Annotated in this window: 16 protein-coding genes and 1 riboswitch; of the genes, 3 read left to right on the forward strand and 13 right to left on the reverse strand. The window is 73.9% G+C overall.

Annotated elements, in window-relative coordinates:
- Positions 1-23: 23 nt before the first annotated feature.
- The 3 genes from QSJ60_RS05090 (at position 24) to gap (ending at position 2529) form a co-directional block, all read left to right on the forward strand.
- Positions 24-395: a hypothetical protein gene (locus tag QSJ60_RS05090; RefSeq protein WP_285462854.1), complete on the forward strand. Its 372-nt coding sequence runs from the start codon at positions 24-26 to the stop codon at positions 393-395.
- A 69-nt stretch (positions 396-464) separates the two neighbouring features.
- On the forward strand, positions 465-1406 hold the full coding sequence (locus QSJ60_RS05095; protein ID WP_269060706.1) for a GlxA family transcriptional regulator: 942 nt from the start codon (positions 465-467) through the stop codon (positions 1404-1406).
- Positions 1407-1527: 121 nt separating this feature from the next.
- The gene (gap, locus tag QSJ60_RS05100; RefSeq protein WP_285462855.1) at positions 1528-2529 is read left to right on the forward strand and encodes a type I glyceraldehyde-3-phosphate dehydrogenase; all 1002 of its coding nucleotides are present in this window, start codon (positions 1528-1530) and stop codon (positions 2527-2529) included.
- Between the two features lie 223 nt (positions 2530-2752).
- Here the strand turns inward: gap and QSJ60_RS05105 are convergent, their stop codons facing one another.
- From QSJ60_RS05105 to QSJ60_RS05165, 13 genes are all read right to left on the reverse strand, one after another.
- A complete protein-coding gene (locus QSJ60_RS05105; protein WP_285462856.1) occupies positions 2753-3934 on the reverse strand; it encodes a DUF2510 domain-containing protein in 1182 nt (393 codons plus the stop codon).
- Positions 3931-6240: a bifunctional hydroxymethylpyrimidine kinase/phosphomethylpyrimidine kinase gene (locus tag QSJ60_RS05110; protein ID WP_285462857.1), complete on the reverse strand. Its 2310-nt coding sequence runs from the start codon at positions 6238-6240 to the stop codon at positions 3931-3933. Before QSJ60_RS05110 ends, QSJ60_RS05105 begins: the two co-directional genes overlap by 4 nt.
- Positions 6237-7097, reverse strand: coding sequence for a hydroxyethylthiazole kinase (gene thiM / locus QSJ60_RS05115; RefSeq protein ID WP_285462858.1), 861 nt, complete (start codon positions 7095-7097; stop codon positions 6237-6239). Before thiM ends, QSJ60_RS05110 begins: the two co-directional genes overlap by 4 nt.
- Positions 7088-7183: riboswitch (TPP riboswitch) on the reverse strand. Its footprint overlaps the gene before it by 10 nt.
- A 150-nt stretch (positions 7184-7333) precedes the next feature.
- Complete coding sequence (locus QSJ60_RS05120) at positions 7334-9244, reverse strand: hypothetical protein (protein ID WP_285462859.1); 1911 nt, start codon at positions 9242-9244, stop codon at positions 7334-7336.
- Between the two features lie 47 nt (positions 9245-9291).
- A complete protein-coding gene (locus QSJ60_RS05125; RefSeq protein ID WP_285462860.1) occupies positions 9292-10224 on the reverse strand; it encodes a fibronectin type III domain-containing protein in 933 nt (310 codons plus the stop codon).
- Positions 10221-11654 (reverse strand): dicarboxylate/amino acid:cation symporter, encoded by a 1434-nt coding sequence (locus QSJ60_RS05130; RefSeq protein WP_285462861.1) that lies wholly within the window; start codon positions 11652-11654, stop codon positions 10221-10223. The genes QSJ60_RS05125 and QSJ60_RS05130 overlap by 4 nt, the downstream gene beginning before the upstream one ends.
- A gap of 356 nt (positions 11655-12010) precedes the next feature.
- Positions 12011-13501, reverse strand: coding sequence for an amidohydrolase (locus QSJ60_RS05135; RefSeq protein WP_285462862.1), 1491 nt, complete (start codon positions 13499-13501; stop codon positions 12011-12013).
- Positions 13498-15177 (reverse strand): amidohydrolase, encoded by a 1680-nt coding sequence (locus tag QSJ60_RS05140; protein WP_285462863.1) that lies wholly within the window; start codon positions 15175-15177, stop codon positions 13498-13500. Before QSJ60_RS05140 ends, QSJ60_RS05135 begins: the two co-directional genes overlap by 4 nt.
- Positions 15174-16949: a dipeptide ABC transporter ATP-binding protein gene (locus QSJ60_RS05145; RefSeq protein WP_285462864.1), complete on the reverse strand. Its 1776-nt coding sequence runs from the start codon at positions 16947-16949 to the stop codon at positions 15174-15176. Before QSJ60_RS05145 ends, QSJ60_RS05140 begins: the two co-directional genes overlap by 4 nt.
- Positions 16946-17929, reverse strand: coding sequence for an ABC transporter permease (locus QSJ60_RS05150; protein ID WP_285462865.1), 984 nt, complete (start codon positions 17927-17929; stop codon positions 16946-16948). The genes QSJ60_RS05145 and QSJ60_RS05150 overlap by 4 nt, the downstream gene beginning before the upstream one ends.
- 3 nt (positions 17930-17932) lie before the next feature.
- Entirely contained in the window at positions 17933-18883 is a 951-nt protein-coding gene (locus tag QSJ60_RS05155; protein WP_189083467.1) for an ABC transporter permease, read from the reverse strand.
- Between the two features lie 88 nt (positions 18884-18971).
- Positions 18972-20579, reverse strand: a complete 1608-nt coding sequence (locus QSJ60_RS05160; RefSeq protein ID WP_230763879.1) for an ABC transporter substrate-binding protein — start codon at positions 20577-20579, stop codon at positions 18972-18974.
- On the reverse strand, positions 20564-21904 hold the full coding sequence (locus QSJ60_RS05165; RefSeq protein WP_285462866.1) for a cyanophycinase: 1341 nt from the start codon (positions 21902-21904) through the stop codon (positions 20564-20566). Before QSJ60_RS05165 ends, QSJ60_RS05160 begins: the two co-directional genes overlap by 16 nt.
- Positions 21905-21956: the final 52 nt, after the last annotated feature.

The following is a 21956-nucleotide window of genomic DNA, read 5'->3' on the forward strand; positions in this document are numbered from 1 at the left end:
GGGGCGGCGGATAGGCTGAGGCGATGGAGCGCAGCATCGCGGTGAACTATCCGGCGGCCATCCCGGTCGGGCACGTCGTGGAGCTCACCCGGTTCGCCGATCCGCGCCCCGAGCGCAAGCGGCGGGGCGTCGGTGACTCCCAGGCGTACACGGTGCCCGTGCTGCAGGACCTCGACACCGGCATTCGCTACATGAACCACGCGCACGCCTCGATCGGCGGCAACGGCGGCAACAGCTTCGTCGCCAATCGCTACCCTTTCGAGCCCCTCGCCGAGCTCGAGCCGGCGGAGGTGTGGCGCGGACGGGTGCTCGCCTGCACGCTCGTGATGGTCGAAGGGCTCGAGAACCAGCACACGGTGCTGCGGCTCGCCCCGCTCGAGGAGGACGGGCGCTGAGGATGCCGCACGCCGGCGCCGCGGCGATCGGCTTGCGGTCCGTGGCATCCTAGCCAGGTGACCACTTCCCTGCACCGGATCGCGGTGCTCGTGCTCGAGGGCGCGAAGCCCCTCGACGTCGGTATCCCCGCGCAGGTCTTCACGACCCGGGCGAGCATGCCGTACGAGGTGCACGTCTGCGGTGCAGCGCCCGGACTCGTGACGGGCGGCGACGGGCTCTCCTACCACGTGGCGCACGGCCTCGAGGCGCTCGAGTGGGCCGACACCGTGTTCATCCCCGGCTACCGGCACCCCGACCGCGAGCCGCCGCCCGCCGTCGTCGTCGAGGCGCTGCGGGCCGCCCACGAGCGCGGGGCCCGGCTCGCCGCGATCTCGACGGGGGCGTTCGCGCTCGCCGCGACGGGCCTGCTCGACGGCCGCCGGGCCACGACGCACTGGCACTACACGCAGGCGCTGCGGGCGCGGCATCCGCTCGTCCGGGTGGACGCGAACGTGCTGTTCGTCGACGAGGGCAGCGTGCTCACCTCGGCGGGTGCCGCGAGCGGCATCGACCTGTGCCTGCACCTCGTGCGCCGGGATCTCGGCGTCGGCGTCGCGAACCACGCCGCCCGCCGACTCGTCGCCGCGCCCTACCGCAGCGGCGGGCAGGCGCAGTACGTGCCGCGGAGCCTCCCCGAGGAGCTCGGGCCGGTGTTCGCTGCGACCCGGCAGTGGGCGCTGGAGCGGCTCGGCGAACCGCTGACGCTCGGCGACCTCGCCCGCAACGCGAACGTCTCGCCGCGCACCTTCTCGCGTCGCTTCGTCGAGGACACCGGCTACACGCCGATGCAGTGGGTGCTGCGGGCGCGCGTGGACGTCGCACGCGAGCTGCTCGAACGCACCGAGCTCGGGGTGGAGCAGGTCGCCGCCCAGGTCGGGCTCGGCACCGGGGCGAACCTGCGGCTGCACTTCCAGCGAATCCTCGGCACCTCGCCGAGCGGGTACCGGGAGACGTTCGCCCGGGGGGAGTGAGGCGGGGGAGGGCGGCCCGGCGGCGGCTGGGTGGCCGGCTGGGAGCGGGCTGGCGCGATCCTTTCGGACGCTGGCGTGCGAGCCACTGCTTCACGGGGCATCACGCGACGATGCTGGAGGCATGACCACTCGCATCGCCATCAACGGATTCGGCCGGATCGGCCGCAACGTGCTGCGCGCGATCGTCGAGCGCGGCGCCGACTTCGAGGTCGTCGCGATCAACGACCTCACCGCCCCGGCCACGCTCGCCCACCTGCTGAAGTACGACAGCACCCTCGGCCGCTTCGACCGCGAGGTGTCCGTCGAGGGCGAGGCGCTCGTCGTCGACGGCGCCCGAATCCGCGTGCTCGCCGAGCGCGAGCCCGCGAAGCTGCCCTGGGGCGAGCTGGACGTCGAACTCGTGCTCGAGTCGACCGGCCGCTTCACCTCCGCCGACGCCGCCCGCGCCCACCTCGAGGCCGGCGCGAAGCGCGTGCTCGTCTCGGCGCCCTCCGACGGGGCCGACGCGACGATCGCCTTCGGCGTCAACCACACCGACTACGACCCGGCGTCGCACACGATCGTCTCGAACGCCTCGTGCACGACGAACGCCCTCGCGCCCCTCGCGCACGTGCTCGACGAGCTCGCCGGCATCGAGCACGGCTTCATGACCACCGTGCACGCCTACACGCAGGAGCAGAACCTGCAGGACGGCCCGCACCGCGACCTGCGCCGCGCCCGCGCCGCCGGCGTGAACATCGTGCCGACCTCGACCGGCGCCGCGAAGGCCATCGGCCTCGTGCTGCCTGGCCTCGACGGCAAGCTGCAGGGCGACTCGATCCGGGTGCCCGTTCCCGTCGGCTCCATCGTCGAACTGAACACCACCGTCGCGAAGGACGTCACCCTCGACGAGGTGCTCGCCGCCTACCGCGCCGCCGCCGAGGGGCCGCTGCGCGGCATCCTCGAGTACACCGAGGACCCGATCGTATCGAGCGACATCGAGGGCAACCCGCACTCCTCGATCTTCGACGCGGCCCTCACCCGGGTGCACGGCCGCCACGTGAAGGTCGTCGCCTGGTACGACAACGAGTGGGGCTTCTCCAACCGCGTCGTCGACTCGCTCGGGCTGCTCGCCGGCGCCTGAGCCCGCGGGGCGGGGATGACGACCTCGCCCCCACCGGCTTCCCGGGCCGCGCGCGACCTTCCCGCGCGCGCGTCCCGGGCGAGGCCGGATGCGTATCGACCGGTGTGGAGCCCGCTCGGTGCGCGTCCGACTTCGCCGGAGCCGGAGCCGGAGCCGGAGCCGGAGCGCAGAACGGGCCGGATCTCCTCGTGGAGGTCCGGCCCGTTCCGCGCGTGAGGCGCGACTACTCGGTCGTGAACACCGCGTCGTCGTAGTCGAAGCCCGGGGAGATCGTGTACGTGAGCGAGCTCGGGTCGGCCACCGACCAGGCCTCCACCCACGTGAGCGTCGCGCCCGGCTCGAGCGTCTCGGTCGGCGGCAGGCTGATCTCGCCCTGCGGGCCGTCGAAGTCGAAGATCGAGCTGCCGTACTCGCCGGCCGACACCAGCTCGCCGAAGGCGAAGACATCGACGGGCGCGCTGGACGTGTTCTTCAGCGTGACGGTGAAGTACACGTTGTCGGGGTACGTGGCCCCCGCGGCCAGCTCGGTCGGCGTGTACGGTGCCGGTGCCGAGACCGTGAGCTCGACGCCGTCGTCGTAGACGAAGGTCTCGCCGAAGCCGCTCGCGTCGGCCGGCGGATCGGAGGGCAGGTACTCCTCCTCGCTCGATTCGGGCCAGGACGGATCCGACACGTACGGGTCGCTGGTCACGAGGCCCGTGAAGAGCGACACGAGCAGCACGACGCCCGCGATGATCCCGCCGAGCACCGACAGGCCCAGGGCGACGAAGCCCGGCCACTTCTGCTGCCCGGACATGAAGAACGACACGATCGAGAGGATGAACGCGATCACGAGCAGCACGACGCCGATGAGCGTCACGAAGGGGATGCAGACGCCGATGACGCCGAGCACGGAGACGCCGAGGGCGACGAGTCCGAGCACGTTCGCCTTCTTCGGGGCGACCGGGGTGTAGCTCCCGTACGGGGCGGGCTGGGCGCCGTAGGGCTGCTGTCCGTACGCCTGCTGGCCGTAGGGCTGCTGTCCGGACGGCTGCTGTCCGTACGCCGGCTGGGCGCCGTACGCCGGCTGGGCGCCGTACGGCTGCTGTCCGTACGGGGGCTGCGCCCCCGGGAACGCCGGATTGGCCTCGACCGGGTACACGGCCGTCGGCTGCGCCCCCGCCGGGGTCGCCTCGACCGGCGGCACCGCGGTCGCTTCCGGCGCGCTCGCCTCGGCCGGCTGGGGCGCGATCACCTCGGTCGTCGCGGCGGACGCCTCGGGGGCCGGTTCGGCAACGGGTTCTGCGGCGGGCGCGGGCTCGGGCAGCGGGGCGAAGTGCTCGGTCCAGGCCGCGCCGTCCCAGTAGCGAAGACGGCCGGAGCCGTCGTCGTACCAGCCGGCGGGCGCGGTGTTCGGGTCGGTCATGCTCCGATCGTGGCAGAAAGGCCGCGTGTCCCGCATCCTGGGGGTGCCGAAGCGTCATCCGACGACGCCTCGAGCGGGGCCGCGAAGAACGCCAGCTCGAACTCCGCCGAGCGGCGGAACGCCCGACGCATCCGCTCCCGCACCTCCGGGGTCGCGGCTGCCGCGACCCCGGTGACGAGCTCGATCGCCCGCCGCGTCGACACGGCGAACGACGGCTCCGCGTACATCGCGAGCCAATCCGCGTAGGGATGCTCCGGCGAGCCGGGCTCCGGGCCGAACGCCCCGGCGAGCAGCCGACGGCCGAGGTCGTCGTAGATCCAGTAGCAGGGCAGCACCGCCGCGACGAGCTCGGGGTAGCCGCCGCGCGCCCCGCTCGCGAGCAGGTGGTCGAGGTAGCCGAGGTTCACGGCGTTCGGCTCGACCGGCGTGGGCGCGGCGCCCGCCCCTCCGGCCAGATCCCGCTCGTGCCGGGCGAGCTCGCCGGTCAGGCACTCGCGGGAGCCGGCGGCCCAGAACGCCTGGTCCGAGGCATCCGGGGCGAGCCGCGCCGCCTCGGCGAGCGCGCGGGCGTACTCGCGCAGGTAGTGGGCGTCCTGCGCGAGGTACCCGTCGAACGCGGCGCGCGGCAGGCTGCCGTCGGCGAGCCGGCGGATGAACGGCAGCTCGTCGATCGCCCGGCGCAGCTCGGCGATGCCGGCCCACCACTCGGTCTCGAGCTCGGCGGGCGTGGGCGCGGTGTCGAGGCCACCGCGGGACCAGAGCCCGGCGAAGTGGTGCACCGGGCCGTGCCCGCTGCCCACCGCCAGCGATTCCCCGTGGCGCAGGGACTCGCGCAGCCATCGTCGCGCTTCGGCGACGGCGGGCTCCCACGCCCCGTGGCGCGCGCGCAGCGTCGCGATCGCCGAGGAGAGCGAGCAGCCCGTGCCGTGCGTCGCGCGCGTCGCGATGCGCTCGCCGGAGAACTCGACGATCTCCGCGCGCGCCGCGCCCGCCCGGGCGTCGACGAGCGCGTCGGGAGCCTCGGCGCCGCCGAGGTGGCCGCCCTTCGCGAGCACGAGTACCCCGGTCCGGGCGGACAGCGCGGTCGCCTGCTCCAGGGCGCTCGGCCAATCGGCGGCGGGGCCGTCGGCGCCCGCGAGCACGGCGAGCTCCGCGAGGTTGGGCGTCACGAGGTCGGCGAGCGGCAGCAGCTCGCGCAGGGCGGCCTCCGCCTCGGGGTCGAGCAGGCGGTCGCCGCTCGTCGAGACCATCACGGGATCGAGCACGACGAGGGGCGGGCGCACCCGGTCGAGCCACCTCGCGACGGTGCGGATGAGCTCCGCGTTCGCGAGCATGCCGAGCTTGACGGCGTCGACGGCGATGTCGTCGGAGAGCGCGTCGAGCTGGGCCAGCAGCGAGGCGGCGGGCGGCACGTGCACGCTGCGCACCCCACGGGTGTTCTGCGCGGTGAGCGCCGTGATCGCGGCCATCCCGTAGCCGCCGACCGCCGCGATCGACTTCAGATCGGCCTGGATCCCGGCGCCGCCGGACGGGTCGCTCCCCGCGATGCTCAGCACGCGCGGCACCCGGGTCGCCCGCGGCGGGCTCGGCCGCCGGACGTCGTGCGGCTCGCGCACGGCGTGCGGCGTCGCCCCGTCGCGCCACGCGGCGGCGAAGTCGGCCGCGGCCCGTCGGGCGTCCGGCGCCGCGCAGATCGCCGAGACGATGGCGAGCCCGGCCGCGCCGACGGCCCGCAGCGGTGCGGCATCCTCCACACGGACGCCGCCGATCGCGACGCAGGGCACCGGCGCGCCCACGGCATCCCGCGCGGCCGCCTGCAGGCCGGCGAAGCCCGCGATGCCGAGGGCCGGGGGATGGTCCGGCTTCGTCGAGGTCGGGCGCAGCACGCCCACGCCGAGGTAGTCCACCGTGCCCGCGGGCAGGGCGGCGACCGCGGCGAGGTGGGCGGGCGTGTTCGCGGTGAGCCCGACGATCGCGTCCGGGCCGAGCTCGGCCCGCGCGCGCAGCGCGGTCGCGTCACCCTGCCCCAGGTGCACGCCGTCGACGCGGAGGCCCGCCGCGCGCGCCTGCAGCACGAGCTCGAGCCGGTCGTTCACGACGAGCGGCACCCGGCCCGAGATGGCCTCGTCGAGCCGGCCGAGCAGGGCGAGCAGCTCCTCGTCGCTCGCGTGCTTATCGCGCAGCTGCACGATCGTCGCACCTCCCGCGACGGCCGCCTCGACGGTCGCGGCGACCCCGCGCTCGCCGCAGAGCGCGGCGTCGGTCACGAGGTACAGCGAGAGGTCGAGGGCGCGCCGCGCGCTCACGCGGCGGCCCCGAGCGGCGCGCCTGTCGAGACGCGGGCGAGCGCGCGGAGCTCGGATGCCTCGACCGCGGCGAGCGCGTCGAGGAACCGCACGGCGAAGCTGCCCGGACCGGCAGCGCCGCCGGCGGCGCGCTCGGCGGCCACCGTGTACGCGAGGTGCGCGGCGGCGACGGCCTCGAGGGGCCTGATCGCGGTTGCGCGCGCGGCGCCGAGGAACGCCGCGACGACCGCACCGAGGGCGCAGCCGCCGCCCGTGACGCGGGTGAGGAGCGCGTCGCCGTTCGCGAGGCGCACCGTGATGCTGCCGTCGGTCACGAGGTCGACCGGCCCGGAGACGGCGACGACGGCGCCCGTGCGGCGGGCCAGGGCCGCGGCGGGCCCGGCTGCGGCATCCGTCTCGTCGGCGGCGTCGACGCCGCGTCCGCCCGCGCCGACGCCGGCGAGGGCGAGGATCTCGGAGGCGTTGCCGCGGATCGCGGCCGGGCGCAGCTCGGCGAGGTCGTGCGCGAGCTCCGTGCGGATCGGCAGCGCGCCGATCGCCACCGGGTCGAGCACCCAGGGCGTGCCGGCCTGGCGGGCGGCGGCGACCGCCTCCCGCGCGGCGGCGCGCTGCTCGGGCTGCGGCGTGCCGAGGTTCACGAGCAGGCCGCTCGCGACCGTCGCGAACGGCCCGGCTTCGCCGACGAGGTCGACCATGGCCGGGGCCGCGCCGATCGCGAGCAGGGCGTTCGCCGTGAAGTTCGTGACGACGGCGTTCGTGATGCAGTGCACCAGCGGCGTCGTCGATCGCACGAGGTCGAGCAGCTCGCCGCTCGTGTCGATGAGGTGGGCAGGGTCGATGGCGGCGTGCGTCTGCATCGCGACATCCCTTCGCTAGTCCGAACTAGATCAGGTTCGACGGGTGTGTTCTCAGCCGCGGTCGTGCGGCACCCCGTGTCACTGTGGGCGAGCCTACCCCGGCTCTGCGAAGACGTCACTTCCTGGTTCCCTGAGCCGGTCGAAGGGAGGCGATGCGCCCGGACGCGCTTCGACGAGCTCAGCGGACCAGGGTTCCCTGAGCTCGTCGAAGGGAGAGCGACGCGCGCGCCGGGGTATCAGCGGACCAGGCCCGCCCGGTCCCTGCGGCGGCGCGCGATGAGGAACGTCGCGACGCCGGCCGCGAGCAGTCCGAGGGCCGACCAGCCGAGCACGTCGACGAGCCCGGTGCCGGTCGAGGCGAGCCCCGAGGCATCCGCCCCGGCCCGCACCGAGCCGCTCCCGTCGCCGCCGGTGCCCGCACCGGTCCCGCCACCGGTGCCGCCACCGGTGGCCGCCGCGGTGATCGTGACGGGCACCGAGGCGACCGTGACGCCGTTGATCAGCACGACGACGGTGTGCGCACCCGCCGGCGTCGACCCCGGGATCGTCGCGGCGAGACGGAACGCCCCGCTCGCGTCGGTCGAGACGGTGCCGAGCTGCTGCGGCTCCGAGTGCAGCTCGACCGAGAAGCCCGCGGTGCCGGTCGCGAGGCCGGAGCCCACGACGGACACGGTGCCGCCCGGGCGCAGCTGCCCGGTGATGGCGACGGTGCCCTTCACCGTCGTCGGGTCGGTGGGCTCGGGGTCGACCGGGCCCGGGCCGCCGGTGCCGTCGCCCGTGCCGACCTTCGCGAAGAAGGCGTCGAGCTGGGCGATCGCCTCGTCGGCGAAGGCGAGCTGCTCGGCGAGCTTCACCGGGTCAGGCGAGGTGGCGAAGCGGCCCTCGCGGTCGTTCACGTACCACCACTCGGTCATGTACTCCTTGAAGCTGCCGTCGCCGTTGTCGCGGATCCACTCCCGCACGACCGGGGCGGCCTGCCCGTCGACCGTGCGCCCGCGCTGGTACTCGAACACGTACGGGACCTGGAGCTTCTTCGCGGTGACGAGCCCCGCGGCGGCGTCGCCGCCCGGACGGTAGTCGACCTGCCCGCTCACTCCGGGCACGTACTGCGTCTTGAGGTTCGGCAGGTACGTGGTCACGAGGTCGCCGTAGAGGTGCGCGTACTCCGAGTTCGTGTCGCGGATGTGCAGGTCGTTCGCCGAGGCCCCGTCGAGTCGCAGGTCGAAGAAGTAGACCCGCTCGACCCCGTTCGCGACGGCCTGGCGGTTGACGTCCTTCACGACGGCGCGGGTGTTGTGGCACCACGTCCCGCCGAAGAACAGCACGTAGTCGCCGTCGCTGTCGAGCAGGTGCACGAGCTCCGGGTAGGTGATGTTCTGGATGCGCCAGTCGGCGTCGGCCTCGTCGATGATCGTGTTCGGGCCGTAGGCCTCGCCGCCGCGGTACTGGGCGAGGTGCTTCGCGTCGACGACGTCGTCGTAGAACGCGAACTGGCTGAGCGCGTCGATCGCGCTCCCGTCGCCGATCACCGCCGCGACCTCCGCCTGGTACGCGGCGCGTGCCGACGGGTCGGCGAGCGCGCCGGCCGCCACTGGGGCGGTGAGTGCGCTCACGATCCGGTCCTCGGCGCCGCCGTCGGTGTGCGCGCGGTCGTAGACGAAGAAGTACGGGTCGGCGGCCCCGCCGAACGGCGTCTGCACGTCCTTCCCGAGGTACTGCGACACGAGCCGGGACCACAGCGGGGCGACGTCCGGGTTCGTTGTGGTGCGCACGTCGAGCGCGTCGCCGTCGAGCCTCGGGTCGAAGGCGTAGACGCGCTCGACGCCGGCCGCCTTCGCCGCCGCGTCGATGGAGGCGATCGTCTCCGTGGTGCGGGCGTCGCCGGGGCCGCCGATGAGGAACGCGAAGCGGCCGGGCTGGTTCAGCAGCCACTCGAAGCGCTCGAAGGTCACGGTCTCGATGGGGGTGTCCTCGAGCCCGTAGGTGTCGGCGAGGTAGTCGACGGTGTCGATCGCGGCGCCGCCGCTCGCCGGGGCCGCGGCGGCGGGAGCGGCGGCCACGGCCGTGCCGACGAGGCCGGCTCCCGCGAGGGCGATGGTCGCGGCAACGGCCGCGAGACGCGGTCGTCGTCGGCTGTGCTGGGGCATTTGGAGGTCCTTTCGTGGGGGGTGGGATGCGGGGTGGGGCGGGCGGGTCAGCGGGCGGCGTCGGCGGGGCCGTCCGAAGCGGATGCCTCGGCGGCCTCGGGCCCGGCGGCGTTCGTCGATGCGGCGCTCGTCGCGGCAGCGGGCCGCGAGCGCAGCCTGCGGACGAGGAGGGCGAGCGCGCCGACGCCGACGAGCACGACCAGGAGGCCGGCCCCGGCGAGCCAGCCCGGGACCCCGTCGCTCGTGTTCGCCGTCGCCGTGGCCTTCGCGGTCGCCGTCGCGGTGGCCGGCTCCTCGATGACGACGGGCTTCGAGCTCGCCGAGGCGGTGCCCGACCCGATCGCGTTCACGGCCACGACGGTCGCGGTGTACTTGCCGGCGGCGAGCTTCGCGAAGGTATAGCTCGTCTCGGTCCCGGTGAGGGGGATCGCCGTCCCGCCGTTCAGCGAGATCAGGTACCCGGTGAGCGGCGAGCCGCCGTCTGCGGGCGCCGTCCACGTGACCGTGAGCGACGTGCCCTTCGCGGCGAGCTTCGGGGCGGCCGGGGCCACGGGCGCGGTAGCCGCCACGGCCGCGGGCTGCGGCGCGCCGCCGTCCACCGGGGCGACGCCGTCGCCGCCGCCGCCTTCGCTCGAGGTCTCACCGGACGATCCGCCCGAGCTGCCGCCCGACGAACCGCCCGAGGGTGCCGGTGCGGCCGGCGCCGGCTGCTGCGGCTGGGGCTGTGGCTCCGGCTTCGGTGCGGGGCCGCTGCCGCCGCCGGAGATCGCGGGCGGCGGGTCCTCCTGGGTGCTGTCGTACGGGTAGCCGCCGAGCCCCTCGCAGGCGGTCAGGTCGAAGTTGATGGAGCACAGATCGCAGACGTCTCCCGCGGCGTTCGCGGGCGAGGCCCACACCAGCAGGAACGTGGGCACCGAGATCGCGAGCGCGATCGCGGCGGCGAGGCTGCGGAGCCGGCTGGGACGGCGGTGGTGGGTCATCGGGCGAGTCCTTCGGAGGTCGGGCCGTCGAGGCGGCGGGTGGATGCGGCGGAGGCCGCTGCGGTGGCGGGGTCGGCGGCCGTGTCCCGGTCGCCGTCGTCGGCGACCTCGCGGCGGCCCGCGATGACCTCGTCGTCGAGGGCGCCGGCCCGGCGGGCGACGATCGCCGAGGCCGTCGCGGCCGCGGTGACGTTCGCCATGGTGCTGGCGGTGCCGGCGACGGCGCTGATCGGGATGAGCAGCACGAGCACCTCGATCGGCAGCCCCACCGCGGTGAGCACGGCCGTCGCGGTGATGATCGCGGTGCCGGGTACGCCGGCGGTGCCGAGCGAGACGAGCAGCCCGAGCACGACGAGCACGACGTAGTCGAGCGGCGTGTACTGGATGCCGAGCGCGTGCACGCTGAACACCGCGACGAGGGTCGGCCAGATGCCCGCGCATCCCGGCATCCCGATCGTCGTCCCGATGGGCGCGGTGAAGCCGGCGACCTCCGGGGAGACGCCGATCCGCCGGGAGAGCGTCGCGATCGTGAGCGGCAGGGTGCCGATGCTCGACTGCGTCGTGAACGCGGTGTACTGCGGCGGCGTGATCAGCCGGAAGAAGCGGAACGGATTGAGGTCGGCGAACACGCGCACGAGCACGCCGTTCACGAGGTACGCGTCCACGAAGCAGGCGACGAGCGCGACCACGAGCACGCCGAGGAGCGAAGCCGCGGTCTCGAGCCTGGCGACCGCGGTCGAGGTGGTCGAGGCGACGAGCGCCAGTACCGCGTACGGGGTGAGCGCGATGATGAAGCCCACCGCCTTGAAGAACACGCGGCGCGAGGCATCCACGACGTCCTTGAAGGCCCGCACCTTCTCCGGCTTGCGGTCCGCGACGAGCAGGTAGGAGACGGCGATCAGGATGGTGAACAGGATGAGGCCGATGAGGTTGTTCGCCCCGAGATCGTTCGAGAGGTTCGAGGGGAAGAGCCCGACGATGACCTGGTCGAGGGGGCGGAGCAGGCCCGTGAGCGAGCCGCCGTCCACCCCGGAGAGCTCGAGCTGCGCCCCGCGGCCGACGCCCGTCGCGAGCGCGAGCCCGAGGGTGAGCAGGATCGCCAGCAGGTTCGTGAGCAGCAGCCAGAACACCGAGCTGAGCCCGATCGTGCGCAGCTTCGCGATGCTGCCGAGCGAGGTCACGCTCGACAGCACCGACACGATGATGAGCGGGGCCACGAAGGCCGTGATGACGTTGATGTAGATCGTGCCGATCACGTCGACGTACGCGAGGTGGCCCTGGAACAGCAGCCCGGCGGCGACCCCGACGACGAGCGCGACGACCGTCAGCAGCGTGAAGCCCGCCCCGCGCCGGCGCAGCAGGAACAGGCCGGCGAAGAGCGCGGCGACGACGCCCGTGGCGGCGAGCGCGAGCCAGTCGGGTTCAGCCATGACGGCGTCCCGATCGGTGGGAGGGAGCGGTGCGGAACAGGTGCATGACCAGCGACGCTATGGCCCCCGGCGGATGCCTCGCGCCGGCGAGTCGCCCGGTGTACGCACGTTACGGCGAGGGTATGCCGATGACGGGATATGACGGCCGGCCCAGCGCCAACGTGTCGCCGGATGACGCCGTGTTGCCGTGTGCGGCGCCTGGTTCCCTGCGCTTGTCGAAGGGAACGTGTCCGCGCTTCGACAGGCTCAGCGGACCACGTTTGGTTCCCTGAGCTTGTCGAAGGGATCGGGGCTCGCTTCGACAGGCTCAGCGAACCAGCGAACCCAGCGGACCAGCGGACCGGCGGCTCAGCGGCTCAGCGCGCGAGATGCGTCGGTACACCGCCCACGAGGGTCGCCGCGACCGTGATCCCGGCGAGGGAGCCGGGTTCGATCACGAGCGGGTCGGCGTCGAGCAGCACGAGGTCGGCCGGGTCGCCCGGCCCCGGGCGCAGCGGGCCGCGCATCGAGGCGGCGAGGGCGAGCTCGACGGGGAGCCGCTCCTCCGGCGACCACGGCGGCTCGCCGGTGCGGCCGCGCAGCACCGCCGCCTGCACGGCGAGCCACGGATCGAGGGGTGCGACCGGGGCGTCGGAGCCGAGCACGAGGCGGCCCCCTGCCCGGTGCAGCGATGCGAAGCGGTAGGCGCGGTGCTCGCGGCCCGCCCAGAGCCGGCCGGCGTTCTCGCGGTCGTCGAGGAGGTGCGCCGGCTGCACGCTGGCGGTGACGCCGAGGCGGGCGAAGCGCTCGAGGTCGGCGTCGGCGAGCAACTGGGCGTGCTCGATCCGTCCGGTGGTGCCGGTGCGTTCGAAGGCGTCGAGCACCTCGGTGTTCGCCCGGTCGCCGATCGCGTGCACGGCGAGGTCGAGTCCGGCCGCGCTCGCGCGGCGGAGCAGCGCCTCGAGCGCGGCCGCGGGCCACAGGGGGCGGCCGTGTCCGCCGTCGGGGTACGGCTCGCAGCACCAGGCGGTGGCGGTGCCGAGCGAGCCGTCGGTGATGACCTTCAGCGGACCGACCGTGATCAGCCCGGCCGAGCCGATCGGGTCGCCGCTGCGCAGGCCGAGCGCGATCGCCCGTTCGAGTTCGTGCGGGTAGATCGCCGTCTCGACGCGGAGGGAGCGGAATCCGGATGCCTCGCGCCGCCCCCAGTCCGAGATGCCCCAGCGCATCTCGAAGTCGACGACGCCGACGACGCCACGGCGGGCGGCCGCGGTGCCGGCGTCGACGACTCGCCCGTCGAGCTCCCCGTCGCTGCCGGAATCGAGCTCGCGGAGGAGGGCGAAGCAGGCGTCCTCGACGAGGTGGCCGTCGCCGGTCTCGGGCAGGCCGTGCCGGCGGAGGGCCGCGGAGTTCAGCCAGGCGCCGTGCAGGTCGGCGGTGATCAGCACGACCGGGATCGAGCCGGCGGCCTCGTCGAGGAGCTGCCGCGACATCCGCCCGGTCCACTCGTCGCCGCGGGCGCGCATCGCGACGATCCCGCCCGTCGCGCCACGGGCGTCGGCGTCGGCGGCCGCCGCTGCCACCCGGTCGAGGGCGCGCCGCGCGTCGGCGAGCTCGCCGAGGTCGAGGCGCGCCGACTGGGCCGCCCACTGCCCGAAGTGCACGTGCTCGTCCCAGAGCCCGGAGGTGAGGAAGCGGCCCTCCGCGTCGATCGAGTCGGCCGTCGCGGGCGTGCTGCCGGCAGGGGTGACGGCGGCGATCCGGGCCTCACCTGGACGCCCGCCGGCCTGGAGGGTCACATCGAGCAGCTCCGGGCGGCCGAGCAGTCGCACCGAGCGAAGCTGCGTGACCGCTGCGACACCCGTCACGCCGGCGCCCCGCCGCTCCCGGCCTCCCCACCCGAGCGGTGGCTCACCCGCCCGCCGACGACGGTGAGCAGCACCTCCGTCTCGGCGAAGCGCTCGGGCTCGCTCGTGAGCGGATCGTCGCGGAACACCGCGAGGTCGGCGATCGCCCCGGGGACGACGGCGCCGTCGCCCGGGCGGTCGATCGAGGTCCAGGCGTTGCGGGTCATGGCGACGAGCGTACGCGCCGGCGAGAGCGCCTGATGCGGGTCGACGGCGGGCCGGTCGGAGCCGTGCCGGCGCCGGGTCACGTTCGCGGCGAACACGCGGCGTCCGTCGAACTCCTCGACGGGCCAGTCGGAGCCGAGCACGACGAGCGCGCCGGCGGCGTCGAGGTCGGCGATCCGCCAGCCGTGCGCGGCACGCTCCGAGCCGCGGCCGAGGAGCGTCGTCCACATGTCCTGGCCGTCGGGCCGCTGCGCGAACGCGTGGATGGGTTGCACGCTCGCCGGCACGCCGAGCTCCGCGAAGCGGGGCAGGAGCCGGTCGGGGATCGTCTCGAGGTGCTCGATGCGGTGCGTGACCCGCGGCGCATGCGCCGGGATGGCGGCGACGGCGTCGAGCACGAACTCGACCGCGCGATCGCCGATCGCATGCGTGGCGGTCGGCACCCCGCGCTCGGCGAGGGCGTGCAGCGCGCGGGTGAAGGTCTCGGACGGCACCCAGTACGGCTGCAGTCCGCCGCCGGCGGTGTCGGCGTCGAACAGCCAGGCCGAGCCGTTGTCGATGCTGCCGTCGAGCATGAACTTCACGCCCTCGACCTGCCAGCGCCGCCCGCCGACGCCCTGCAGTTCGACGAGGCGGTCGAGCGTCTGCTCCCAGGGATCGGTGGCCCGCCAGATCGGCGAGACCCGCACGCGCACCGGGAGCTCGCCCGCCGCCTCGATGGCGCGCAGCACGTCGAGGTCGCCGGGTTCCATGTTGAGCTGGTGCAGCGAGGTGTAGCCGCTCGCCGCGAATTCGGCGAGCTTGTCGCGCACCGCCGCGACGCGCTCCTCGAACGGCATGCGAGGGTAGAGCTCGGTGACGAGCATCTCGGCGTCGGACTCGACGAGATAGCCGGTCGGGCGGCCCGCCGCGTCGACCTCGATGGAGGCGTTGTTGCCGAAGTCGCGCGGTCCGTCGATGCCGGCGAGTTCGAGGGCGCGCGGGCTCGCGATGATCGCGTGGCCGTCGAACAGCAGCAGATAGCCGGGGCGTCCGCCGAAGGCCTCGGCGAAGGGGGCGTTCGTCAGCTCGCCGCCGACGAAGAGGTCGAAGGAGAGCCCGAAGCCGCGGATCCACTCCTCGGGGCCGCGCTCGGCGGCGAAGGCGGCGAGGCGTTCGGCGACCTCCTCGACGGAGGTGCAGTCGTGCAGCAGCAGCGCCCGGTGCCGGGACTCCGCGCCGGAGAGCGGGTGCACGTGCCCGTCCACGAAGCCGGCCGTGATGGTCGCGTCGCCGAGTTCGACGAGCTCGGCATCCCTCGTGTCCCAGGCCGCGGCCTCGGCCCGTGAGCCGACGGCGACGATGCGCTGCCCGCTGACCGCGACCGCCTGCGGCGGCGCCTCGCTCGCCGAGCCCTCCGGCTCGTGGCCGGTGCGGACGAGGCCGCCGAGGAGCACGAGCTCGGCCCGGACGGCGGGGTCGGCGGCGGTCATGCGATCGCCTCCGCGTCGAGCAGGGGATGGCCCGGGTCCTCGGCCCGGCGCCGCAGTCGCTGCACCTCGGGGTCGGGCACGGGCACTGCGGCGATGAGCTGCTGGGTGTACGGATGCTGCGGGGCGTGCAGCACCTGCTCGGTCGCCCCGAGCTCGACGAGTTCGCCGCCCTGCAGCACGCCGACGCGGTCGGCGAGGAGCTCGACGACGGCGAGGTCGTGGCTGATGAACAGCGCGGCGAAGCCGAGTTCGCGCTGCAGGGACGTGAAGATGTCGAGCACGCGCGCCTGCACCGAGACGTCGAGGGCGGAGGTGGGCTCGTCGGCGATCACGAGCTCCGGATCGAGGGCGAGCGCCCTGGCGAGGCCCACCCGCTGCCGCTGCCCGCCGGAGAGCTCGAAGGGGTACCGGCGCGCGTAGGAGCCGGGGAGCTCGACGGCGTCGAGCAGCTCCGCCGCGCGGGCGCGGTGCGCCGAGCGGCCGCCGGGAACATGGTGGATGCGCATCGGCTCGATGACGCAGTCCTCGATCGTCATGAAGGAGTTGAACGACGCCGCCGGATCCTGGAAGACGAAGCCGATGCGGCGGCGGAGCTCGCGCAGGCGTCGCCGCGGCAGGCCGCGCAGCTCGGCGCCGAGCACCTCCAGGCGGCCGGCGGCGACGGTCTCGAGCCCGCCGATGGCGCGGCCGATCGTCGATTTGCCCGAACCGGACTCGCCGACGAGCCCGACGACCTCGCCGCGGGCGATCTGCAGCGAGACCCCGCGTACGGCGCGCACGGGCTTGGTGCCGAAGCCGCTGCGGTACTCGACGTCGACGCCGTCGAGCAGCACGGCGGGGGCGGGCGCGGCCGGCGCGGCCGACGCAGCCGGTGAGACCGGGGTGCCGGAGTCGGCCGACGCTGCGGTCGAGGTCGTGGCGGCGGATGCCGCCGACGGGGCGGATGCCGGCGAGGCATCCGGCTCGTCGCGTCCGCCGCCGAGCCGCGGGACCGCGGCGAGCAGCTGCCTCGTGTACGCCTCGCGCGGCGAACGGAACAGCTCGTCGACCGGGGCGACCTCGACGAGCTCGCCGCGGTACATGACCGCGACCCGGTCGGCGATGTCGGCGACGACGCCCATGTTGTGCGTGATCAGCACGATCGAGGCGCCGAAGTCGTCGCGGCACTCGCGGAGCAGCTCGAGGATCTCGGCCTGCACCGTCACGTCGAGCGCCGTCGTGGGCTCGTCGGCGATGATGACCGACGGTCGCAGGGCCAGCGCCATCGCGATCACGATGCGCTGCTTCTGGCCGCCCGAGAACTGGTGCGGGTAGTCGCCGAGGCGTCGCTCGGGGTCGGGGATGCCGACCGCGCGCAGCATCTCGACCGTGCGCCTGCGGCGCTCGGCCGGCTCGGTCACCCCGTGCGCGCGCAGGCCCTCCTCGAGCTGCCAGCCGATCGGGAAGACCGGGTTCAGTGCGGTCGAGGGCTCCTGGAAGATCATGGCCGCCTCGCCGCCGCGGATCGAGCGGAGCGCCTCGGGCGCGGCCTGCAGCACGTCGGCGCCGCCGAGCAGCACCCGGCCGCCGGTGCGCGTCCGCGGCGGCAGCAGGCCGAGCGCGGCCCTGGCCGTCAGCGTCTTGCCCGACCCCGACTCCCCGACGATCGCGAGGATCTCGCCCCGCTGCAGCTCGAGCGTGACGCCGCGCACCGCGTGCACGGTGCCCTGCGGGGTGTCGATGTCGAGCGTGAGCTCCTCGAAGCGGAGCGGCGCGGTGGACTCGCCGGTCATCGCTTCACCTCCTGACGGAATCGGCCGGGCGTGACGACGGCCGCCATGCGGGCGAAGACGCCCGGCTTGCCGACGAGGGCGCGCGAGCGCTGGTCGACGAGGTCGCGCAGTCCGTCGCCGATGAGGTTCAGCGCGAGCACGGTCACGATCAGGAAGCCGCTCGTGATGAGGATCATCTGCGGCGCCTGCATCAGCACCGACTTGCCGTCGTAGAGGATGTTGCCCCAGCTCGCCTGCGGGGCCGGCACGCCGGCGCCGAGGAAGCTCATCGCCGCCTCGGTGATGACCGACTCCGCGAAGGTGAACGTCGACTGCACGACGAGCACCGAGAGCGTGTTCGGCAGGATGTGGCGCCACATCAGATGCAGCATGCCGGCGCCCTGCATGGTGCTCGCGGTGACGAACGTCTCCGACGTGACCGCGAGCGCCCGGGAGCGGACGAGCCGGGCGATGCCGGGCGTGTAGACGATGGTGAGGGCGATCACGAGGTTCGTGACGCTCGGCCCGAGCGCCGCGGTGAGGGCGACGGCGAGCAGGATGGCGGGAATCGCCATCAGGCCGTCGCAGATGCGCATGAGCACCTGGTCGAGCACGCTGTTGAAGACGGCGGCGATGCCGATGATCGCGCCGAGCACGCCGCTGACGAGGGCGACGACGAAGCCGACGAGGAGCGAGGTCGAGGCGCCGGAGACGATGCGGGCGAACAGGTCGCGGCCGAAGTTGTCGGTGCCGAAGGGATGCGCGGCGGAGGGCGGCGCGAGGCGGTTCGCGGGGTCGACCGCGTAGGGGTCGAGGTGCAGCAGCGGCGGCAGCACGTAGGAGACGACGAAGATCACGAGGACGACGACGATGCCGGTCATCAGCCCGGTGTTGCCGAGCATCCGGCGCCACAGCGAGTCGCGGGCGGCGACGGGCTGCATGGCGAGCACCGTGGTGCTGGGCGCGGCGGTGTTCGTGGTCGCGAGGGAGTTCGGGGCCATCGCTCAGGCCTTTCCGACGCGGACCCGCGGGTCGACGATGCCGTAGAGCAGGTCGATGAGCAGGTTCGTGAGCAGGTAGATGAGGGTGACGAAGAGGATGACGCCCTGGATGACGGGGTAGTCGCGGCGGGCGATCGAGGTGACGAGCAGCTGTCCGAGGCCCGGGATGTTGAAGATCGTCTCGGTGACCGCGGCCCCCGTGACGAGCCCCCCGAGCGAGAGGCCGATGATCGTGAGCACCGGCAGGCTCGCGTTCTTCAGGGTGTGGCTGAACAGCAGCCGACCCTCGGCGACGCCGCGGGAGCGGGCCGCGTCGATGTAGTCGGCGTTCAGCACGTCGAGCACGGCGGCCCGGGTGGTGCGGGTGATCAGGGCGGCCGTGATCGCGCCGAGCGCGATGCCCGGCATGATCAGGGTGCGGATGCCGCCGGCGAAGTCCTCGAAGGGGTTCACGTAGCCGGAGATGGGCAGCCAGCGCAGCATCAGGCCGAACACGACCATGAGGGCGAGGGCGAGCACGAAGCTCGGCACCGTCATGCCGATCAGCGTGAAGCCCATCACCGAGCGGTCGAGGCGACCGCCGCGGAACCGTGCGGCGAGGGTGCCGAACGGCACCGAGAGCACGATGGCGACGATGATCGCGATGACGGCGAGCTGGATGGTCGGCACGGCGTTGTCGCCGATCGCCTCCGTCACGCTCTTGCGCAGGAAGTAGGAGTCGCCGAAGTCGCCGGTGAGCACGCCGCCGACCCAGCCGAGGTACTGCTCGACGAGGGGCCGGTCGAGGCCCATGCTCTCGCGGAGCGCGGCGACCTGCTCGTTCGTCGCGTTCTGCCCCAGGATGGCGCGGGCCGGGTCGCCGGGCGTCAGGTGGATGAGCGAGAAGATCACCACCGAGACGACGAAGAGGACGGGCAGCAGGCTGAGCAGCCGCCGGAAGATGAATCTGAGCATCGGGTCTCCGGGGACGAGGGGAGCGGGGGATGGGGCGGGCGGGGCGGAGCTTCGCGCTCCGACCCGCCCGCCCCGGGCGTTCAGCCGATCACTTCCAGCTGGCGTTCCACCACACGAAGTGCGAGTTGAACACCGGCAGCTCGAGATCCTTGCTCGCGGCGTACACATTGTGCGCGTCGCCGAGGCGGGTGAGCGGGCGGTACGTCTCGATGTACTGCTGCATCTCGTCGAAGATCAGGGTCGCGTCGTCCTGCGTCGGCGCCGCGCGGAAGCGCGCGAGCAGATCGTGCAGCTCCGGGGTGTCGTAGTAGCCCGCGCGGTTCGGCAGGAAGCCGACGGTCTGCGTCGGGTCGGTGACGGTGCCCTGCGGGATGATCGTGAGGTCCCACTCGTCGCGGCCCTCCTTGTACTTGTCGAAGTACGAGGCCCACTCGAGCGCCTCGAGCTTGACGTCGACCCCGATGCCCTTGAGCTGCTCGGCCACGACGACCGCGGCGTTGTAGGCCTCGGTGTAGTCGCGGGTGACGAGCAGCGTGACGGGCTCGCCGGCGTAGCCGCCCTCGGCGAGGAGCGCCTTCGCCGCCGCGGTGTCGGCCGAGTTGAACTCGGCCTTGCCGACCTCGGTGTCCCAGATCGCCTGCTGCGGTTCGGTCATGTTGTGGTGCACGAGGTCGTAGAGCTCCTCGGAGCCGACCGAGGCGAGCATGATCGGGTCGCGGTCGAGCGCCGTGTTGACCGCCTGCCGGTTGACGACGTTCTCGAACGGGCCGCCGGCGCGGTCGCTGTAGACGAGGTTGATCGGGCCGATCGTGTAGGTGCCGAGGACGAGGTTCGGGTCCTCCTGGAACTGCGTCAGCCCGTCGAACGGCAGCTCGGGGGTGACGTCGTACTGGCCCGACTGCATGCCCATGGTGCGGGTCGCGGCATCCGGCACGAAGCTGAAGACGACCTCGTTCAGGACGGCGTCCTTCGCCCCGGCGCGACCGCTCGACGGGGCGTCGACCGACTGGTAATCGTCCCACTTCTCGATGACGATCCGCTGGTCGGCGTCCCACTCCTTGAGCGTGTACGGGCCGGTGCCGACGATGTCCTGCACGGGCTCGTCGCCGAACTCCTCGATGACCTCCGAGGGCATGATCGCCGGGTACGAGGTGCCGATGTCGGACAGGTACAGCAGGTGCAGGAAGCTCGCGGTGGGCACCGTGAGCTTCACGGTGTAGTCGTCGACCTCGGTCCACTCGGAGCCGTCGAACGCGCCGTCGGCGGCGATCGAGACCCGCGTCCAGCGGTTCATCGAATCGACGACGTCGCTCGCGGTGAGCTCGGACCCGTCGTGGAACTTCACGCCCTCGCGCAGGACGAAGGTGTACTCGAGGCCGTCGTCGCTGCGCTCGAACGACTCGGCGAGCATCGGCTGCGGCACGAGGTTCTCGTCGGTGACGACGAGGGTCTCGTAGATCGAGCCGGTGATCTCGCCCATGATCGACTCGGTCGAGATCTGCGGGTCGAGCGTCGACGGCTGCGCGGGCGTCACGACGTTGACGACGTCCTTCGCGGCGTCGCCGCCGTCGCCGGACGCCGCGCAGCCGCTCAGCACGAGCGCGCCGGACGCGACGATCGCGGAGACGGCGCTCGCACGGCGGAGGCTCCGACGGCGGCGGGGGATGCCGGATGCTCCGGTCACGGGTGTGGGCATGATGCGCCTTCCTCTGTGGTGGTGGGGACTGCTGTGGTGGTGGGGATCACTGCGGGGATGAGCTCGCCTGCGGGCGGCGCCGCGACGGGCACCGGGGCGATCGAGACGAGCAGCTCGCCGAAGCCGCCGTCGGCGGTCCAGACGGTGCGCTCGTCGCGGTGCAGGGTGGTGCGGTAGCGCGGCTCGGACTCGGCGGTGTCGCCGTGCGCGGTGCGCGCCCCGGAGGCGAGGAGCTGCGTGGCGAGCCGGACGAGCGCTCGCGAGCCGTCGGCCGCCCAGGCGTCCTCGATCGGCTCGGGCGCGGCGGCCTCGCCGGGACCGGACCGCATCGCGCCCGCGCGCTCGACTCGGCCGGCGCCGAAATCGATGGCGTCGCCGCGGAGGAGCCGGCTCCAGCGCACCCCGGCGACCGCGTCGCCTCGGGCATCCGCCCCGGCGGCCTGCTCCCTCTCGGCGACGTCGACGAGATGCACGCCGCGCTCGCCGATGACCTCGCCGCGGCGGGTGGCGCGGTCGTACACGAGCGCCGTGTGCTCGTCGACGCCGACGAGCGAATCGCGGCCGAGCGCACGGGCGAGGCGGATGGCCCGGGGCAGCCGGCCCCACTCGGCGAAGTGCGAGTCGAGGAGCGCCTCGGGGAAGAGGCCGAGGCCCCCGGCCGGCACGTAGCGCAGCCGCTCGTCGTCGGCGTAGCCGGCTTCGGCGCCGAGGCGCCAGCTCTCGTGCACGCCGCCGCCAGAGACCATGCCGGCGCCCTGCTGCACCGCGAGCCCCGCGCTCGTGCCCGCGACGACGCCGCCGCGCGCGAGCACCCCGCGGATCGCAGTGAGCACGCGGGTGTCGCGCCGCTCGCCGAAGGGCGGTTCGCCGGCGAGGGCGGCGACGCCGGTGCTGCGGTGCAGTGCGAGCACGTAGTGCGTCTGGTCGCCGCCGCCGAGGAACACGCCGTCGCACGAGTCGACGAGGGCGGCGAGCTCGGCGCGCTCCGCGTGCTCGGCGAGGTAGCGCTGCCCGGGGAACCGGGGCGCCGCGGCGACGCCGACGGGGATGGGCACGCCCTCGGCGCCGTGCCGGGCGAAGAGCGCGGCGTAGTAGCGCCCGTCGGCGGCGTCGTGCTCGACGCCGGGGTCGTTCGTCGCCTCGTCGTCGGCGGAGCGGGCGGGCTCGGACGCCGTCGTGAGGATCGCGATGCGCGGCGGGCGGGCGGACGCGGGGCTCGCGCTCGCCGCGAGCTGCACGATGCGGTCGAGGATGCCCGGATGCTCGTCGAGCGCGCCGCCGATCAGCACGAGGGTGCCGCGGTCGGCGTCGTGGGTGGCGGTCACGGTACTCCTCTCCGAGTACGGGATCGGGCTCCGGCGGGGGCCGGATGCGCGG

Source organism: Agromyces sp. NBRC 114283, assembly GCF_030268405.1.
GTDB classification, from domain to species: domain Bacteria; phylum Actinomycetota; class Actinomycetes; order Actinomycetales; family Microbacteriaceae; genus Agromyces; species Agromyces mediolanus.

What these genes read in the sequence shown, in the direction of transcription:
- QSJ60_RS05160 (WP_230763879.1), bottom strand. Translation starts at nt 20,579, where the DNA reads ATGCCCACACCCGTGACCGGAGCATCCGGCATCCCCCGCCGCCGTCGG.
- QSJ60_RS05105 (WP_285462856.1), bottom strand. Translation starts at nt 3,934, where the DNA reads ATGACCGACCCGAACACCGCGCCCGCCGGCTGGTACGACGACGGCTCC.
- gap (WP_285462855.1), top strand. Translation starts at nt 1,528, where the DNA reads ATGACCACTCGCATCGCCATCAACGGATTCGGCCGGATCGGCCGCAAC.
- QSJ60_RS05130 (WP_285462861.1), bottom strand. Translation starts at nt 11,654, where the DNA reads ATGGCTGAACCCGACTGGCTCGCGCTCGCCGCCACGGGCGTCGTCGCC.
- QSJ60_RS05155 (WP_189083467.1), bottom strand. Translation starts at nt 18,883, where the DNA reads ATGCTCAGATTCATCTTCCGGCGGCTGCTCAGCCTGCTGCCCGTCCTC.
- QSJ60_RS05120 (WP_285462859.1), bottom strand. Translation starts at nt 9,244, where the DNA reads ATGCCCCAGCACAGCCGACGACGACCGCGTCTCGCGGCCGTTGCCGCG.
- thiM (WP_285462858.1), bottom strand. Translation starts at nt 7,097, where the DNA reads ATGCAGACGCACGCCGCCATCGACCCTGCCCACCTCATCGACACGAGC.
- QSJ60_RS05090 (WP_285462854.1), top strand. Translation starts at nt 24, where the DNA reads ATGGAGCGCAGCATCGCGGTGAACTATCCGGCGGCCATCCCGGTCGGG.
- QSJ60_RS05145 (WP_285462864.1), bottom strand. Translation starts at nt 16,949, where the DNA reads ATGACCGGCGAGTCCACCGCGCCGCTCCGCTTCGAGGAGCTCACGCTC.
- QSJ60_RS05125 (WP_285462860.1), bottom strand. Translation starts at nt 10,224, where the DNA reads ATGACCCACCACCGCCGTCCCAGCCGGCTCCGCAGCCTCGCCGCCGCG.
- QSJ60_RS05140 (WP_285462863.1), bottom strand. Translation starts at nt 15,177, where the DNA reads ATGACCGCCGCCGACCCCGCCGTCCGGGCCGAGCTCGTGCTCCTCGGC.
- QSJ60_RS05150 (WP_285462865.1), bottom strand. Translation starts at nt 17,929, where the DNA reads ATGGCCCCGAACTCCCTCGCGACCACGAACACCGCCGCGCCCAGCACC.